Here is a 15,188-nt window from a genome sequence, read left to right as displayed (position 1 = left end):
CCCCGGTGATAGGATCGACCGCATATGCCTTCAATCGGGCAGCGAACCCGTCCGCGACAGATAGGTGAGAAAAAGCCTGCGTCGGATCACGAACGCGTCATCCTGGCGACGCCGGACGTTCGGCCCCCGACAGCCGGCCAAGCGTCGGCGCGCCATGCGGCGAGAGAACCGGCACGAAGACGCGGCGGGAGGCGCGCTGCGCCACCGGGACGCCCTGATAGAGCCGCTTCTGCGCCTCGACAACGATGACGCCCGAAAAGATCGGCCAGAAGCGCCGGCCGGCACGCTCCAGCACATTGTGGAACTGCATCATGAAACGTCGCGGCGACGGCGGAAAGAACAGCGCATCGGACCATGCCGCCGGCGTGAAATTCGCTTCGCGCAGCAATTCGGTCAGCTGGCCGCGCGAGAACGGCCGGCCATTGCCGAAAGGCGTATGCTCGAAGCGCGCCCAGACGCCTCGCCGGTTGGGCACGACGATGACGACACGGCCGGCCGGCGACAGCACCCGCCAGATCTCGTTCAGCGTCTCGCGCGGGTTCTCGACATGTTCGAGCGAATGGACGAGCAGCATGCGGTCGATGCAGGAATCGACCAGCGGCAGCTCCTCGTCGAAGACCAGGGCGGTCGCCGTCGGCCCCGTCGCCGGCCAGACCACCGCGCCCTGCGTCGCCGGCATGAAGGCAAAGACGCGCTCGGCATCGCTGCCGAAGCGCTCCAGCCATGGCAAGGTATAGCCGAGGCCGACCAGCCGCTCGTTGGGCACAACAGCCCATAGCGAGGACAGCGCCATGGTGATCGAGCGTTCGGCCAGGCGCCCGAGTGTGGTCGAATAGAAGGAACGGAGGTCGACAATATCTGAATGCATGGGCGGAACGGTAGCTTCGAAGCAGTCCAAGTTCAACAAAGGCAGATGACATCAGCTGGCAGGCGCCCTATGTCTGCGCCTGTAAACGGAGAGATATGATGCCGGTCGAGATCGAACAATTCATGTGCCGCAGCGACAATTTCGGCGTGCTGGTGCATGACCCCAAAAGCGGCCAGACGGCGCTCATCGACGCACCCGAAGAGGCGCCGATCCTGGCCGCCATCAAGCGCACCGGCTGGACGCCGACGATGATCCTGACCACCCACCACCATCTCGACCACGTCGAGGCCAATCTGGCGCTGAAGGAGCGTTTCAAGCTGCGCATCGTCGGGCCGGAAGCCGAAAAGGCAAAGATTCCCGGCATCGACGAAACCGTCGAGCAAGGGTCGGTCGTCCACCTCGGCGATGAGCGGATCGAGGTCATCGCCACACCCGGCCACACCGCAGGCCATGTCACCTATCACCTGCCGGCGTCAAAAGTGGCATTCGCCGCCGATACGCTGTTTGCGCTCGGCTGTGGGCGGCTGCTCGAATGCAAGCCGCCGGTGATGTACGAATCCCTGAAAAAGCTCGCAGCGCTGCCGGCCGAGACGGTCGTCTATTGCGGACATGAGTATACGCTGGCCAACGCCCGTTTCGCGCTGACCGTCGACCCGACCAATTCGGCGCTGAAAGAGCGTGCCGCCAAGATCGAGGCGCTGCGCGCCGACGGCAAGCCGACGCTGCCGACGACGATCGGCGAGGAACTGTCGACCAATCCGTTCCTGCGCTGGCACGATCCGGCGATCCGCAGGCATCTCGGCCTGGAAAAGGCCTCCGACGCCGAAGTGTTCGCCGAGATCCGCAAGCGCAAGGACAATTTCTGAGCGGCACCAGGAGCTAGGGCATGACCAGTTCCGCCGAAATCATCGCCCTGCTCGGCCTGAAGCCGCATCCGGAAGGCGGCTGGTATGCCGAAACCTTTCGCGACGGCGCGGCAGGCACGCGCGGCCATTCGACGGCGATCTATTTCCTTCTGGAGAAGGACCAATTGTCGGCCTGGCACCGGGTCAAAGACGCGGCCGAGGTTTGGCACTTCTATGACGGTGCGCCGCTGGCGCTGTCGATACATCGAGAAGGCGGTCCCGTCATCGAGGAGATCCTTGGCACGGCGCTTGCCGCAGGCGAGCGGCCGCAGATCGTCGTGCCGGCAGGCTGGTGGCAGTCGGCACGCAGCCTCGGCGAATGGACGCTGGTCGGCTGCACCGTGGCGCCGGGCTTCGATTTCGCCGCCTTCGAATTGGCCGAACCAGGCTGGCTGCCGGGCACGCCGTAGTGGTGAAGACCTGACGCTTGGTACCCAACGACAACAGCCGCTCAGGATGGAAAGCCGTCGTTCAGGTTGTCGCAAGAGTCACTCTCGAACCTCCGAAATTTTGCAACGGAAACTACCCTTGATATTCAGGGGGCGACCAATATGTCCCAACATTTAGGATTTCTGCGAAACTACCCGACGATGATCACTTGGCCGGTGATGGCCCCTTCCACGCTCTTCGCATAGGCGAGCCCCACCCGTTTCGACGAAACGGGCTCGTGACCGGGGAACCACTCGCCATATCTCGGCACGGACACGTCCAGAAGTCCGGGACTCACAACATTGATGCGAAGACCGCGCGGCATCTCGATCGCCGCACCAAGGACAAAACCGCCGAGCGCGCCGTTCGCTGTTGCCGCCCCTGTTCCCATCCGAATGGGATCGCGGTCGAGCACTCCGCTAGTCAGTGTGAACGAGCCGCCATCGCTGACAGTGGCCAACCCTGCCAACACCAGATTGACCTGGCCCATGACCTTATGGCGCAGGCCAAGCATGAACGTCTCTTCGGTGTACTTGCCAAGCGGCCCGAAATGGACATTGCCTGCGGTAGAGATGACGGCATCCACTTTGCCACATTTGGCGTACATGGCATCGAGCGATGCGCGGTCAGCCATATCAACCTGAAAGTCGCCACTAGAGCGGCTGGCCTTGATGATCGCGTGGCGGGAACCCAACTCGTCGCAAACCGCTTTGCCGATGTCACCTTCCGCGCCGACGACAATAATTCTCATGATATTTCTTCTGCCATCTCGTCATATCGTTTGAGCTTGTAGGCAAGGAGTTCGGCGCAGCCATCCAACGCAGCTCGCCGCTTGTCCAGATGCGCTGCGTGATCAAGAAGAACCGCTTTCCGTTCGGGCAGAGTCTCGCTGCCCCGCTGATAAAGCCGCGCAAAGTATCGCATCTGCTCCATGGGCATACCTGTCTCGCGCAGCGAGGACAGGAGTATTAGCCATTCGACATTCTCTGCCGAGAAGTCCCGCCTCCCGTCACGTCCTCGCCTGACCTTCGGAAGCAAACCCAATTTTTCATAATAGCGGATAGTGTCGATACCCAGTCCGCTTGTAGCTGCCGCCTCCGAAATGCGCATGTGTCGCCTACCCTGCCGATTGTGCGCTAGGCTACCAAGCTGGAGCAGCTCTAGGTCAAGCGAGAATTTTTACCCTCTGATCTGACGACCTCGAGGATTGCGTCACAAAGGCTTGCCCATGGGCACCAAGCGTCGGATCTTTCGCCGTTTGCAGGCCGGCATCATCTGAATATCGACATGCCTAGCCTAAAACGAAACCCAGGGTGATCGCCAGCTGGCCGGCGTAATACAGCGCCCAGACCGCATGGCGCATCCAGGCACGGTGCGGCGAGATGGCGGGCAGCAGGAACTTTTCCGCGGCAAGCAGCCCGTCGGACAATATGAGCAGGGCGACGCCACCGATGACCCAGGCACTCAGGGTAAGCGCGCCAATGCCCATGGCGAGAATTGCCGCCACACGAAGGCCTATCGGCAGGCGCAGTGCCGGGCCGACGCGGCGCCGGAGCGCGAAAATCATCGCCAGCACCAACACGACCATCGCCAGCACGATCGCTGCCCGCCACGGCTCGGCCAAAAGCAGCCCGAGGCCGCCGCCGGCGCGCAGGAACAGCACGACGTAAAGCACATGCGCGGCAAGAAAACTGGCCATGCCGCCAAGAAGTGCCTTCTCGCCGTCGCGCGACAGGAAGGCGTCGCCGACGGCACTGATGCCCAGCGCCGCGACGAGCAGCCATGGGCCGCTCTGCTGCACGACCAGTACCGCCAGCATCGCCACCGCCAATGTCCTTGCCGCCGACCGCGAAAGACGCGCCGGCATGCCAAGGCTGAACGCGTAGATCACCGCCGCCGCCAATGAAAACAGCAGCGTCGCATTGGCATTGGCATCGATGCCGCCGGGAAACGGCATCAAGCGTTTGCCTCGCTCGTGGCCCTCTTGCGCAGGAACAGCGATTTCGCCGCCAGTGCCGCGCCGCCGGTGATCAGCACGCAGGCGGCGAGGATGCGCCATGACGGCTCGGCGAAGCCGGCGGCGATCAGCACCAGTGTCGACAGCAGCGGCGCGGCGTAGCTTGCCGCCCCCAGCACCTGGATGTTGCCGCGCTTGACACCGATGTCCCAGGCATAGAACGCCGCCCCTACCGGCATCAGACCGAGGCCGAGCACGGCCAGCCACTGGCCGGCGCCGTTGGGCAGCACCGTTTCTTCCAGCAACAGATGGCAGACGAGCGAAAGTGCCGCGGTGGCGGCGCAGAACCAGGTGACGATGCTGGTCGGCACCGACGGGAAGCGCCGCGATAACAGCGAATAGGACGACCACAACACGGCACAGACGGCGGCCATCGCATAGCCGAAGGCATAACGTGCATCGAAGGCAAGTCCGCCGCCCTTGGTGACGATCAGGACCGTGCCGGCAAGGCCGAGCAGCGCGCCGACGATATGGTTCCAGGCCAGCCGCTCGCCAGGCATCAGCGCCGATCCCAGCACGATCAGCAGCGGCCACAGATAGGCGATAAGGCTGGCCTCGACGGCCGGCGCATTGCGCAGCGCGGTGAAGTAGAAGAAGTGGTAGCCGAACAGGCCGGCAATGCCGATCACCCAGACTTTGCGTGGTATTTTGACTTGGCGCGGTATCTTCGCGGCGCCATCGGCTGCCGGCATGAACAGCCGGGCAACCAGGCCGACGCAGGTGCCGATCGTAAAGGTGATTGCCGAAAGCAGGAACGGCGGCACCGAACCCGAAGCATCCGTAAACAGCGCCAGCAGCGCCCACATGGCGACCGCGGAGAAGCCGATCAGTGTTGCGCGCGCCATACCCGTCGCCCCGTGGCCCATTGGCGGCGCACCATCACGCCTATTCGTCTGCTTCGAACCGCTCCGCGCTGACCGTCAACGGGCCGATTTGCGTGCTGACCGTGGCGCGGATCGGCGCATATACGCCGCTTTGGCCGACCGGTGCAAACGTCACCATGATGCGGCTGCGTTTCTTCAGGTAGTTCAGCGCCTTGCGGTTCTTGCGGTAGCCGGCCACCGGCTCGAAACCCAGCCTGCAGGTGACCGTATCGCCCTCGTAGCCGGCCACCGAGATCGACCCTTTCGACTCGTAGGTCAGTTTCAGATCTGCACGCATTTCGCCGTCATAGAGCTTCACCGTGCGCCCGCAGACCTGGTCGAGGCTGTCGGCATGGATGACGGTCGCGGCCATCGGATCGAGGACGGATACGAGATCGCTGCCGACCAGCGGTATCCAATTCTCGGGATTGCGCTTCTTTGGCTCAGGCACGACCTTGGTCGAGGTGACCACGCCGTTGGCAAACTGGATGTCGATCATCGACGCCTTCTTGCCGGACGTGTAGTCGGCGCGAAACGCCTGCGGCTGCAACTGCTTGCCCGAAATCTTGCCCTTCGATGAGATCGTGCCTCGCGTATCGTCGAACAATGTGGCGAGCCCGGCGCTGGAGACGCTGCCCTCGATCGAATAGGTGTCGCCCTCGTAATGGCTGGAGAATTTCGCCTTGGCCACGGAAAGGCCGAGGAACGACACCGAATACTCGCCCGTGAAGGATTGCGGCTCGGCGGCCGAAACCGTCGTCGACAGCGCGACGGCGAACAGCACGACCAGGGCATGGAGGAAAGAACGAGGCATGGCGGGTCCTTGATTGTCGACCGGAGACGGGCGATCTGGCATGTCCCTGTGTGACCGCTTATAGGCTGAATTCCGGCCTTAATGTGAAGGCGGCGTCGGCAGGGAACGCTGGGGCTGGTCGGTGGGAGGTGACGGAAGCCAGAAATGAAAAACCCGCCTCGGCGGGCGGGTCGTCGGCGCGAATCAGCACCATACCCAAATTAGTAGCATAGCTGCCGGCACAAAGCAAGAACAAAATGTGGCGCTCGATGAATTTGCCGATCTCCCCCTTGCGGAGGAGATGCCCGGCAGGGCAGAGGGGGTAGGAAGGATCGCCAAGATCCAGCTTATCCTCCCAGTGCCGAGAGTTTTGGCTGCAACGGAGCTAAGTCGGAGGGACAGCACCCCCTCTGGCCTGCCGGCCATCTCCCCCGCAAGCGGGGAGATCGGCAGCTTCGCCACTGGTGCTCATCTCTTGAAGGTGCAATTCCCTCTCCCGAACCAACCCCAAGCTTGACGCATCGGCGAAATGCAACTATGGAACGCCAACTTTTTCCATAAGGCCGCCTGACCGAAACCGCGCGCCACCCGGCGCGGGTCGAATGTTTGGCCAGGACCGAGAACCGAAGGTTAGTATCATGTCCCGCACCTGCGAACTCACTGCCAAGGCAGTCATGTCCGGCAACAATGTGAGCCACGCCAACAACAAGACCAAGCGTCGCTTCCTGCCCAATCTCGTCAATGTGACGCTGATCTCTGAAGCGCTGAACCAGAATGTGCGCCTGCGCATTTCGGCCAACGCGCTGCGTTCGGTCGAGCATCGCGGCGGCCTCGATGCCTTCCTGGCCAAGGCCGATGCCAAGCAATTGTCGCAGCGCGCCCGCCTGTTGAAGAAGCAGATCGCCAAGAAGCTCGCCGAACAGCCGGCCGCCTGAATTTTTCGGCGGCAGCCGCCTTCCAGGGCGTGATCCGAACTCCGGATCGCGTTCCGCTGGTTCCATTACCCAGGATAAAAAAATGATTTTCCTCTCGCGATACCTGCCCTTCGTGGCCGCCATGGCGCTCGTCGTCGTGGCCTCGAACATCCTCGTGCAGTTTCCGATGCAGGGCGCAATCGGCGGGTTGTCGCTGGCCGACATCCTGACCTGGGGCGCCTTCACCTATCCGTTCTCCTTCCTGGTCACCGATCTCGCCAATCGCCGCTACGGCCCGGCGGTGGCGCGCAGGATCGTCTTTGTCGGGTTCATGACAGCGGTGGTCTGCTCGATCGTCATCCCGCCCTTGCTGTTTCGCCACGGCCTGATCGAATTCGAGACCGCCGCCGACCGGCTGGTGCGCATTGCCGCGGCGTCGGGTGCGGCCTTCCTCACCGCGCAATTGCTCGACGTCACCGTGTTCAACCGACTGCGCCGGCAGAGCTGGTGGCGCGCGCCGATCGTCGGCACGCTGGTCGGCTCCGTTTTCGATACGGTGGTGTTTTTCACCGTCGCCTTCGCGGCGGCTTTCGCCTTCGCCGGGCCGAACGATGGCTTTGCGCTGGAGACCGCACCGCTCATGGGCATGCTGCCAGTCGAGACGATGCGCTGGATATCCTGGGCGCTCGGCGATCTCAGCGTCAAGCTGATCATAGCGGTGGTAGCGCTGATCCCTTACCGGCTGCTTGCCGCCCGCTGGAGCCAGCCGGCACTGGCGGCATAGAGCATGATCCCGAACCGAAGGTCCGCGTTAGCGAAAAGTGGGAACCGGTTTTCGGACAAGATCATGCTCAAAGACTATCGAGCATGATCCCCTGGCTTCAGCTGGACTCGGCAAAAACGCCTGACGGCGGACAGGAGCTTCGCCTGAAACGGCGCGGCGGCGAATTCTCGATCATGCTTGGCGCCAACGAGCTGATGAACAGTCGGCTCAGCGGTTCCGAAGAGGCGCTGGCCAAACTGTCCCGTCAAAGGATTGCCGGCCGCCGGAACCCAAGCATCCTGATCGGCGGCCTAGGCATGGGCTTTACCTTGCGCGCGGCGCTGGCCGAGCTCGGCGACGATGCGCAGGTCACTGTTGCCGAACTGGTGCCGGCAGTCGTGACGTGGGCGCGCGGCCCGATGGCCGAGGTTTTCGACGGTTGCCTTGACGACCGGCGCGTCAGTGTTCACGAGACCGATGTCGGTCAGCTCATCCGTTCGCAAGCATCGGCCTGGGACGCGATCCTGCTCGACGTCGACAACGGCCCCGAGGGCATCGTCTACAAGGCCAACGATGCGCTCTACAGCGGCACCGGCCTCAACGCCGCACGCGCCGCGCTCAAGCCCGGCGGTGTGCTGGCGGTCTGGTCGCAGGGCCCTGACGCAGGTTTCACCCGAAGGCTCAAGCAGGCGGGCTTCACGGTCGACGAGGTTAAGGTGCGGGCTCACGGCAAGCGCGGCGCTCGTCACATCGTCTGGCTCGCGAGTAAAGCATAGCGGAAGCAATTCGGGCGGATTGCTGTTTGGGCTCCGCCCGGCATGCCGACACCTACTACTTCGCTTTCTGAAGCTCGGCCGCGAGCGCCTGCAGCAGCCCGCGCGTGCCCTCTTCGCGTCCTTGCGCTGAATCAATGCCATCGAAAAACGCACCCTGTTCGGTATAGGTCAGGCGAGTGCCGTCGCCGGAGGGTGCGAGCTCGACGGTGGTGAGCGACGCCGACAGCGGCTGCGGCCCGACCGCCATCCGGTAGGAAAATACGATGCGTCGGTCAGGGACGATGTCCTGGAACTGCGCATCGAGCCTGATTTCCGGGCCGCCCTGATAGCTGAACCGCGAAACCTCGCCGCCGCCGACATGGAAATCGAAGGTGAACTCGGCGATGGTGAAGCCGTCACCTTCGACGCGCCAGCGCCGCACTGTCGCCTTGTCGGAAAAGGCGAAGAAGACGCGCTCGGGCGATTGCGGATAGGTCCGCTCGATCGTGAAGGTCGAATGGATGACGGAGTGGTCGTTCACGGGCGCAATCTGGTTCATTTCTCTTCGTCCTTTTCCTGGTCGTGGAGTGTTGCGTTCGGTTGGTCAGTCTCCGCCAGAATCTGGCCGAGACGGTCGAGGTGGCGTTCGGCCGGCGTGCGGCGCGCGGCGATCCAGTCGGCGAGCGGGGCGAGCCCGCCGGGCTCGATCCGGCAGGTGCGCACGCGTCCGATTTTTTCGCTGCGGATCAGCCCGCACGCTTCCAGCGCCTGGAGATGCTGGAGCACCGCGGCGAAGGTCATGCCGAACGGCTCCGCCAGCTGGCTGACGGTGGCCGGCCCGCGGCCCAGCCTTTCCAGGATTGCCCGCCGCGTCGGCTCGGCAAGAGCCCGCAGGATGCTGTCGATCTCGGAATAGTTAAGCATGGACTTGAGTATTTCGCCGATGACACAAATTGTCAAGCCACAACTAAAGTATTTTTGCAGATGGTGAGAGCCGGTTGGAAACCCGCGACGCGGGTCATTGCCAGGGGAAATCGCCATGGGAAATTGCATGCGCTGCGAAACGGCGCGGAAATGCCAGCATCGCCAACAGCCGATCAATGGCCGATCGCGCGTCAATCCTCGTGCAGGATGAATTCCAGATAGAGGTTGCGCTGCAGGATCGAGTGGTTGTCGTCGGACATCAGCGACACGATCAGCGCGCCGTCGTCGCGGGTCCAGACGTCGAGCGCTTCCATGTTGTCGATCTGGTAATCCATGTCGGCTTCAAGCAGCACCGGCCCGTCGGCGACGGCGCCCTTCTCGACGCTTTCGCCATAGATGCGCCGCAGCCGCATCTTGACGCCGCCGGCTATCGAAAAACTGCGCTCCAGAAGCAACAGGTCGCCATCCGGCAGGAAGGCGCCGTCGGTGATGTCGAAGTCGCCATTGCGCTTGACGGTGAAGACGCCCTTATGCGGCCCTTCGATGATCGCCGCGAAGATGTTACCGGCCTTGTCGAGGCTCTTTTCCGACACCACGACCAGCCCGCCCGCGTGCTGTCCGTAAGGATGGGCGCGGGCGACGGTCTCAAAGCCGCGATTGCGGCGAAGTTCCCAGGCCGGGATCAGGAAGTCCAATTGCTTGAACGGCGCCTTCATGTCGTCCGGATCGATCTTGAACTCTGCGATACGGTGATCGCGCTCGAAGCCGACCGTGGCGATGCCGTCCTGGACCGCGAGGCCTTCGGCATCGACCGCCCATTTCAGGTCGATGGCCTGGCCGGCCGCATCGACCATCTGCTGCATGCGAAAATTCTGAATGCCGGAAGGCCGCTTGTCGGCATCGTGGACAAGGGTGCCGAAGAACCAGAAGCCGGTATCGGCGACGCCGATGAAATCGCTGCCCGGCTTGAGGAACCGAAGCGCCGACAGCGCGCCGAAATCGCGCGTCGGCGAGGTCATTTCGAGCCCGCCGACGAATTCGAGCGGCCCGAACTGTTTGTCCGGCCGGCCGATATGGAATTCGCTGATCGGCCGTGCCGAGATTTCGGCCGGCTCGACCGGGGCCGGCCCGGCAGCGACAGCCGGCGCCAAACTGATGCCTGACAACGCAATGGCGGCCAAAAGCGTCTGCCAAAGGCCGCCGCGGGAAAAAATCATCCGGCGCGCCGCATGCCGCCGCGCCGCGTGTCGCGCACGGTTTCCTCGGCGAACAGCGAGGCCAGCTGCTCGGTCATGGCGCCGGCCAGTTCTTCGGCATCGACGATGGTGACGGCGCGGCGATAGTAGCGGGTGACGTCGTGGCCGATGCCGATGGCCAAAAGCTCGACCGGCGAGCGCGTCTCGATGAGCTCGATGATGGCGCGCAGATGCCGCTCGAGATAATTGCCCGGATTGACCGACAGCGTTGAATCGTCGACCGGCGCGCCGTCCGAGATCATCATCAGGATCTTGCGCTGCTCCGGCCGCGCGATCAGCCGGTTGTGCGCCCAAAGCAGCGCCTCGCCGTCGATGTTTTCCTTGAGCAGGCCCTCGCGCATCATCAGGCCGAGATTGCGGCGCGCCCGCCGCCACGGATGGTCGGCGGATTTATAGATGATGTGGCGCAGATCGTTGAGCCGGCCGGGGTTCGGCGGCTTGCCTTCCTTCAGCCATTTCTCGCGCGCCTGCCCGCCCTTCCAGGCGCGGGTGGTGAAGCCGAGGATTTCGACTGAGACGCCGCAGCGTTCCAGCGTGCGCGCCAGGATGTCGGCGCAGGTCGCCGCGACCGTGATCGGCCGGCCGCGCATCGAACCCGAATTGTCGAGCACCAGCGACACCACCGTGTCGCGGAATTTGGTATCACGCTCCTGCTTGAAGGACAGCGGCTGCATCGGGTCGATGACGACGCGCACCAGCCGTGCCGGATCGAGATAACCTTCTTCGAGGTCGAAATCCCAGGAGCGGTTCTGCTGCGCCATCAGGCGGCGCTGCAACCGGTTGGCCAGCCGCCCGACGACGCCGGACAGGTTGGCGAGCTGCTTGTCGAGGAAGGCGCGCAGCCGGTCGAGCTCCTCCTCCTCGCACAGTTCCTCCGCGCCTACGGTCTCGTCGAAGGCCGTGGTGAAGACCTTGTAGTCGATCTCTTTCGGCAGATTGGTGAAGGGATTGTCGTTGCGGCGCGCCTCGCCGGGCGTCTCCGCGTCGGCGTCGTCATCGTCGGAAAGGTCGTCGGCAGTGGCGTCGGAGGCCTCGGTCTCGGCCGATTGCTCGTCGTCGGACGATGCCTCGGTATCTTCGGACTGCGACTGCTCGGAGCCGGAATCGTCTTCGCCGCCCTCCTCGCTCTGCTCCTCGCCTTGCGGCTGGTTTTCGTCGTTGTCCTCCGAGTCTTCCGTCTCCTGGTCGTCGCCGAGTTCCTCGGCCATTTCCATGGAGGCGAGCATCTCGCGCACGACGCGGGCAAAGGCCTGCTGGTCGTCGAGCTTTGCCGACAGCCCGTCGAGGTCGGCGCTGGCCTTTTCCTCGACCCAAGGCCGCCAGAGATCGACCAGCCGTTCGCCGCTCTTCGGCACAGTGCGGCCGGTCAGCTTTTCGCGCACCATCAGCGCCAGCGCCTCCTCGATCGGCGCGTCGGCCTTGTCCTTGACGTCGACGAGGTTGGCCCGGGCGTATTTGTCTTCGAGCATCGAGCCGATATTGTCGGCAACGCCCTGCATGGCGCGGCTGCCGATCGCCTCGACCCGGGCCTGCTCGACCGCGTCATAGATGGCGCGGGCCTGCTTGCCTTCCGGCGCCAGCCTGGTGTGGATGCGCGCATCATGGCAGGCGCGCTTCAGCGCCATGGAATCGCCGAGCCCCCGGGTGATGGCGATATCGGCTTTCGATGCCTTCTTCGGCAGTTCGGGCAGCCGGGCGCGGCTGCCGGCCAGCGCCGGCCGGTCCTTGGCGAAGCCGACTTCGAGGTCCTTGTCGCCGGCGATGGCGCGCATGCAGACGGTAACCGCGCGCTTGAAGCTGTCGTTCTCAGCGCCGGTCTTGGATTTGTTTCGCGTGTTGTCGCCCGGACCCGCCATCGAGACTCTGCTTAGCCCAGCACCACATTGGCAGCCGATTCCGGCAGATCTTCGCCGAAGGCGCGCTGGTAGAACTCGGCGACCAGCGAGCGTTCCAGCTCGTCGCATTTGTTGAGGAAGGTCAGCCGGAACGCCATGCCGATATTGCCGAAGATCTCGGCATTCTCGGCCCAGGTGATGACCGTGCGCGGGCTCATCACCGTCGACAAATCGCCGTTGATGAAGGCCGAGCGCGTCATGTCGGCGACGCGCACCATCTTGTTGACGATCTCCTTGCCCTTGCCGTCGCGATAGTGCTTGGCCTTGGCCAGCACGATGTTCACCTCATTGTCGTGCGGCAAATAGTTCAGCGTGGTGACGATCGACCAGCGGTCCATCTGCGCCTGGTTGATCTGCTGGGTGCCGTGATAGAGTCCGGTGGTGTCGCCCAGCCCAACCGTGTTGGCGGTCGAAAACAGCCGGAAGGCCGGATGCGGGCGGATGACCCGGCTCTGGTCGAGCAGCGTCAGCCGGCCCGACGATTCCAGCACGCGCTGGATGACGAACATCACGTCCGGACGCCCGGCATCGTATTCGTCGAAGCACAGCGCAACATTGTGCTGATAGGCCCAGGGCAGGATGCCGTCGCGGAATTCGGTGATCTGCAGCCCGTCCTTGACGACGATGGCGTCCTTGCCGACGAGGTCGATACGGCTGACATGGCTGTCGAGATTAACGCGCACGCAGGGCCAGTTGAGGCGGGCGGCGACCTGCTCGATATGCGTCGATTTGCCGGTGCCGTGATAGCCCGACACCATGACCCGGCGGTTGTAGGCAAAGCCGGCGAGGATCGCCATGGTCGTGTTCTTGTCGAACAGATAGTCCGGGTCGATGTCGGGCACATGCTCGCTCGTCACCGAATAGGCCGGCACCACCATCTTGGAGTCGAAGCCGAATGTCTCCTTCACCGACACCGTGGTGTCGGGCAGGTTGGCGATGTCGCGATCGACCTTGTTCATCTCTATCAACGTCTCCACAAGCGAAACGCCGCGTTTCGCTGGCAATCGATTTTGTTCGGGGGCGGTCTTAGAGCCTTTTCCAACCTTATGAAAGTTGGAAAGCGACACGAACCGTAAGGTCGCTCAGCACAAACCTGCCTGCTTGAGCACGCGATAGGCCTGGAGCACATCGCGGAACCGGTCTTCCGAACCTCTGTCGCCGCCATTCGCATCCGGATGGTGGCGTTTCACAAGTTCCTTATAGCGCGCCTTGATATCCTTGCCAGTCGCCTTTGTATCAAGGCCAAGCGTTTCCAGTGCCTTGGCCTCAAGCGGCTTGGCCTTGCGCTCGCGTGCTTCGCGCGGGTCCTTCGGGCCTTTGAACAGATCGAACGGATCGCGCATGCGGTTGTAGTAGCCGGCGCGACCGGAGCGCGCCTGGGCGAAGTCGGGCGAGGAGCGTGTCGAAGCACCGTTGACGCCCATTTTCCAGGTCGGCCGGTGGCCGGTCATAGCCTCCTTCTGGAAGCGGGCAATCTCGGTGTCGGGAACGCCCGAGAAATAATTGAAGCCCTTATTGTACTCGCGCACATGATCGAAGCAGAACTGGAAGTACTCGCCTTCCTTCATGCGTCCGACCGGGGCGCGGTGGGTGCCGGCCTCCTTGCAGCCATCCCACTGGCAGATCGGCGAGCGCGACTTCAGCTCCGCGTCCTTCTCCGGGCGGATGCGAATCTTTTCGAAATATTTTGGGTACGGCTTCATCTCACCCATTTATGGGCTGTTCGCTGATGCGAAACAAGAATTGACATTTTCGCGATGATCGCCCTAACCGCTGAATCGCGGCATAAAACCGGCGAACGGCGAATTTTGTGCGATGACATAGATGTGGTGAAGGGAAGCGGCGATGTCCATACAGGCAACGATGGAAGACAAGCTGAAAAAGGCGTTTTCGCCGGAACGGCTGGCCGTCATCAACGAAAGCCATCTCCATGCCGGCCATCATCATCTGGATTCCGGCCATCACGCCACCTTCGACGGCACCGGCGAGACGCATTTCCGCGTCCGCATCGTCGCGCCCGCCTTTGCCGGCATGAGCCGCGTCGAACGCCACCGCGCCGTCAACGCATTGCTGGCCGAGGAATTGAAATCCGGCGTCCATGCCCTGGCGATCGAGCCGGCGGCGCCCGGCGAAAAGACCCGCTGGTAGTTGCCCTACCAGATTGTCTTTACATATCGATAGTCTCGCAGCTTGTGATCCGCGGTCACCAAAGGTGCCGCAAATTTTCGACTGGTCGCAACAATGATCCGATCAGCCGGATCCTTGTGAAACTCTCCCGGAAGTTCGGTACTAGTCACGGCGATCTCATTGTCGACGGAAATGAAGCTCAATTTTTCAAGCTTGCTGACCGTCGCCAGCCATTCACCCACATCCATCGATAGCAGGAGACGCCCCCTGGAAACCAGCGTGGCGATTTCCCATGCTGATATCGAGGAGATCAAAATCTCGCCGCCTAACCTCTCCCGCTCGATTGCGCGAAGTGCTGGTTCTGAAAGCAGATCGGTCTCACCGCCGACCCAGCGGACGAGAACATGCGTGTCCAACACGATCAATTGCTGGCTTCCCAATCATCTTCGGCCACCGGATCCGTCGGGCGGTCGTAACGCAGGACAGACCCACGCAGCACCTCCAAAGGGTCGCGCGCAACCGATTCATAGCGTCGTATCTCTAATGTGGGCTGGCCGTGATCGGTCACAATGATTGGCTCGCCAGTCGTTTCAACCTGACGAAAATACTCGAGAGCCTTTGCCTTGAACTTCGATTTCGACACCTGCGCGGTCATGCGCCACCTCAATGAACAAAATTG

General features: G+C 62.8%; 20 protein-coding genes. 6 read left to right on the top strand and 14 right to left on the bottom strand.

Annotated elements, in window-relative coordinates:
• Nucleotides 1-97: 97 nt before the first annotated feature.
• The gene (locus NKG95_RS17705; protein WP_352483498.1) at nt 98-868 is read right to left on the bottom strand and encodes a class I SAM-dependent methyltransferase; all 771 of its coding nucleotides are present in this window, start codon (nt 866-868) and stop codon (nt 98-100) included.
• Nucleotides 869-966: 98 nt separating this feature from the next.
• Between NKG95_RS17705 and gloB the strand changes: the two genes are divergently transcribed.
• A complete protein-coding gene (gloB, locus tag NKG95_RS17700) occupies nt 967-1,734 on the top strand; it encodes a hydroxyacylglutathione hydrolase (protein WP_023721117.1) in 768 nt (255 codons plus the stop codon).
• A 20-nt stretch (nt 1,735-1,754) separates the two neighbouring features.
• The gene (locus NKG95_RS17695) at nt 1,755-2,183 is read left to right on the top strand and encodes a cupin domain-containing protein (protein ID WP_352483497.1); all 429 of its coding nucleotides are present in this window, start codon (nt 1,755-1,757) and stop codon (nt 2,181-2,183) included.
• A gap of 170 nt (nt 2,184-2,353) precedes the next feature.
• Here NKG95_RS17695 and NKG95_RS17690 read toward each other — a convergent pair whose 3' ends face one another.
• From NKG95_RS17690 to NKG95_RS17670, 5 genes are all read right to left on the bottom strand, one after another.
• Entirely contained in the window at nt 2,354-2,953 is a 600-nt protein-coding gene (locus tag NKG95_RS17690) for a short chain dehydrogenase (RefSeq protein WP_352495626.1), read from the bottom strand.
• Nucleotides 2,950-3,312 (bottom strand): MerR family transcriptional regulator, encoded by a 363-nt coding sequence (locus NKG95_RS17685; protein WP_352495627.1) that lies wholly within the window; start codon nt 3,310-3,312, stop codon nt 2,950-2,952. Before NKG95_RS17685 ends, NKG95_RS17690 begins: the two co-directional genes overlap by 4 nt.
• Nucleotides 3,313-3,493: 181 nt before the next feature.
• Nucleotides 3,494-4,159 (bottom strand): lysoplasmalogenase family protein, encoded by a 666-nt coding sequence (locus tag NKG95_RS17680; protein ID WP_353041690.1) that lies wholly within the window; start codon nt 4,157-4,159, stop codon nt 3,494-3,496.
• A complete protein-coding gene (gene yddG / locus NKG95_RS17675; protein ID WP_353041688.1) occupies nt 4,159-5,064 on the bottom strand; it encodes an aromatic amino acid exporter YddG in 906 nt (301 codons plus the stop codon). The genes NKG95_RS17680 and yddG overlap by 1 nt, the downstream gene beginning before the upstream one ends.
• 40 nt (nt 5,065-5,104) lie before the next feature.
• Nucleotides 5,105-5,896 carry a DUF3108 domain-containing protein gene (locus tag NKG95_RS17670; protein ID WP_352495630.1) on the bottom strand — a complete coding sequence of 264 codons (792 nt, stop codon included), beginning with the start codon at nt 5,894-5,896 and terminating at the stop codon, nt 5,105-5,107.
• A 617-nt stretch (nt 5,897-6,513) separates the two neighbouring features.
• Between NKG95_RS17670 and rpmB the strand changes: the two genes are divergently transcribed.
• The 3 genes from rpmB (at nt 6,514) to NKG95_RS17655 (ending at nt 8,328) form a co-directional block, all read left to right on the top strand.
• The gene (gene rpmB / locus NKG95_RS17665) at nt 6,514-6,810 is read left to right on the top strand and encodes a 50S ribosomal protein L28 (protein WP_023721124.1); all 297 of its coding nucleotides are present in this window, start codon (nt 6,514-6,516) and stop codon (nt 6,808-6,810) included.
• An 82-nt stretch (nt 6,811-6,892) separates the two neighbouring features.
• A complete protein-coding gene (locus NKG95_RS17660; protein ID WP_023721125.1) occupies nt 6,893-7,573 on the top strand; it encodes a queuosine precursor transporter in 681 nt (226 codons plus the stop codon).
• Between the two features lie 83 nt (nt 7,574-7,656).
• Nucleotides 7,657-8,328, top strand: coding sequence for a spermidine synthase (locus NKG95_RS17655; RefSeq protein ID WP_023721126.1), 672 nt, complete (start codon nt 7,657-7,659; stop codon nt 8,326-8,328).
• A 55-nt stretch (nt 8,329-8,383) separates the two neighbouring features.
• Here the strand turns inward: NKG95_RS17655 and NKG95_RS17650 are convergent, their stop codons facing one another.
• The 6 genes from NKG95_RS17650 to NKG95_RS17625 all read right to left on the bottom strand — a co-directional run bounded on the left by NKG95_RS17650 (nt 8,384) and on the right by NKG95_RS17625 (nt 14,094).
• Nucleotides 8,384-8,866 (bottom strand): SRPBCC family protein, encoded by a 483-nt coding sequence (locus NKG95_RS17650; RefSeq protein WP_352483490.1) that lies wholly within the window; start codon nt 8,864-8,866, stop codon nt 8,384-8,386.
• Complete coding sequence (locus NKG95_RS17645; protein ID WP_352483563.1) at nt 8,863-9,231, bottom strand: ArsR/SmtB family transcription factor; 369 nt, start codon at nt 9,229-9,231, stop codon at nt 8,863-8,865. Before NKG95_RS17645 ends, NKG95_RS17650 begins: the two co-directional genes overlap by 4 nt.
• A 191-nt stretch (nt 9,232-9,422) precedes the next feature.
• Complete coding sequence (locus NKG95_RS17640; RefSeq protein ID WP_353041686.1) at nt 9,423-10,448, bottom strand: esterase-like activity of phytase family protein; 1,026 nt, start codon at nt 10,446-10,448, stop codon at nt 9,423-9,425.
• Nucleotides 10,445-12,343, bottom strand: a complete 1,899-nt coding sequence (gene cobT, locus NKG95_RS17635) for a cobaltochelatase subunit CobT (protein ID WP_023721130.1) — start codon at nt 12,341-12,343, stop codon at nt 10,445-10,447. The genes NKG95_RS17640 and cobT overlap by 4 nt, the downstream gene beginning before the upstream one ends.
• An 11-nt stretch (nt 12,344-12,354) precedes the next feature.
• Nucleotides 12,355-13,341 carry a cobaltochelatase subunit CobS gene (cobS, locus tag NKG95_RS17630; RefSeq protein ID WP_023721131.1) on the bottom strand — a complete coding sequence of 329 codons (987 nt, stop codon included), beginning with the start codon at nt 13,339-13,341 and terminating at the stop codon, nt 12,355-12,357.
• Nucleotides 13,342-13,464: 123 nt separating this feature from the next.
• The gene (locus NKG95_RS17625) at nt 13,465-14,094 is read right to left on the bottom strand and encodes a J domain-containing protein (RefSeq protein ID WP_036238769.1); all 630 of its coding nucleotides are present in this window, start codon (nt 14,092-14,094) and stop codon (nt 13,465-13,467) included.
• A 133-nt stretch (nt 14,095-14,227) separates the two neighbouring features.
• Between NKG95_RS17625 and NKG95_RS17620 the strand changes: the two genes are divergently transcribed.
• Complete coding sequence (locus NKG95_RS17620; RefSeq protein WP_023721132.1) at nt 14,228-14,530, top strand: BolA family protein; 303 nt, start codon at nt 14,228-14,230, stop codon at nt 14,528-14,530.
• A gap of 5 nt (nt 14,531-14,535) precedes the next feature.
• Here the strand turns inward: NKG95_RS17620 and NKG95_RS17615 are convergent, their stop codons facing one another.
• Together NKG95_RS17615 and NKG95_RS17610 are read right to left on the bottom strand one after the other, a co-directional pair.
• Entirely contained in the window at nt 14,536-14,928 is a 393-nt protein-coding gene (locus tag NKG95_RS17615; protein WP_353041783.1) for a type II toxin-antitoxin system VapC family toxin, read from the bottom strand.
• 2 nt (nt 14,929-14,930) lie between these two features.
• Complete coding sequence (locus tag NKG95_RS17610) at nt 14,931-15,164, bottom strand: type II toxin-antitoxin system Phd/YefM family antitoxin (RefSeq protein ID WP_023721134.1); 234 nt, start codon at nt 15,162-15,164, stop codon at nt 14,931-14,933.
• Nucleotides 15,165-15,188: the final 24 nt, after the last annotated feature.

Source organism: Mesorhizobium sp. M1423, assembly GCF_040317575.1.
Lineage (GTDB): Bacteria > Pseudomonadota > Alphaproteobacteria > Rhizobiales > Rhizobiaceae > Mesorhizobium.
Note: the sequence above shows the minus strand (reverse complement) of the source record. Positions and strands in the feature narration are given on the sequence as shown.

Coding starts and splice junctions, on each gene's coding strand:
- NKG95_RS17705 (WP_352483498.1), bottom strand. CDS start 868: ATGCATTCAGATATTGTCGACCTCCGTTCCTTCTATTCGACCACACTC.
- gloB (WP_023721117.1), top strand. CDS start 967: ATGCCGGTCGAGATCGAACAATTCATGTGCCGCAGCGACAATTTCGGC.
- NKG95_RS17695 (WP_352483497.1), top strand. CDS start 1,755: ATGACCAGTTCCGCCGAAATCATCGCCCTGCTCGGCCTGAAGCCGCAT.
- NKG95_RS17690 (WP_352495626.1), bottom strand. CDS start 2,953: ATGAGAATTATTGTCGTCGGCGCGGAAGGTGACATCGGCAAAGCGGTT.
- NKG95_RS17685 (WP_352495627.1), bottom strand. CDS start 3,312: ATGCGCATTTCGGAGGCGGCAGCTACAAGCGGACTGGGTATCGACACT.
- NKG95_RS17680 (WP_353041690.1), bottom strand. CDS start 4,159: ATGCCGTTTCCCGGCGGCATCGATGCCAATGCCAATGCGACGCTGCTG.
- yddG (WP_353041688.1), bottom strand. CDS start 5,064: ATGGCGCGCGCAACACTGATCGGCTTCTCCGCGGTCGCCATGTGGGCG.
- NKG95_RS17670 (WP_352495630.1), bottom strand. CDS start 5,896: ATGCCTCGTTCTTTCCTCCATGCCCTGGTCGTGCTGTTCGCCGTCGCG.
- rpmB (WP_023721124.1), top strand. CDS start 6,514: ATGTCCCGCACCTGCGAACTCACTGCCAAGGCAGTCATGTCCGGCAAC.
- NKG95_RS17660 (WP_023721125.1), top strand. CDS start 6,893: ATGATTTTCCTCTCGCGATACCTGCCCTTCGTGGCCGCCATGGCGCTC.
- NKG95_RS17655 (WP_023721126.1), top strand. CDS start 7,657: ATGATCCCCTGGCTTCAGCTGGACTCGGCAAAAACGCCTGACGGCGGA.
- NKG95_RS17650 (WP_352483490.1), bottom strand. CDS start 8,866: ATGAACCAGATTGCGCCCGTGAACGACCACTCCGTCATCCATTCGACC.
- NKG95_RS17645 (WP_352483563.1), bottom strand. CDS start 9,231: ATGCTTAACTATTCCGAGATCGACAGCATCCTGCGGGCTCTTGCCGAG.
- NKG95_RS17640 (WP_353041686.1), bottom strand. CDS start 10,448: ATGATTTTTTCCCGCGGCGGCCTTTGGCAGACGCTTTTGGCCGCCATT.
- cobT (WP_023721130.1), bottom strand. CDS start 12,343: ATGGCGGGTCCGGGCGACAACACGCGAAACAAATCCAAGACCGGCGCT.
- cobS (WP_023721131.1), bottom strand. CDS start 13,341: ATGAACAAGGTCGATCGCGACATCGCCAACCTGCCCGACACCACGGTG.
- NKG95_RS17625 (WP_036238769.1), bottom strand. CDS start 14,094: ATGGGTGAGATGAAGCCGTACCCAAAATATTTCGAAAAGATTCGCATC.
- NKG95_RS17620 (WP_023721132.1), top strand. CDS start 14,228: ATGTCCATACAGGCAACGATGGAAGACAAGCTGAAAAAGGCGTTTTCG.
- NKG95_RS17610 (WP_023721134.1), bottom strand. CDS start 15,164: ATGACCGCGCAGGTGTCGAAATCGAAGTTCAAGGCAAAGGCTCTCGAG.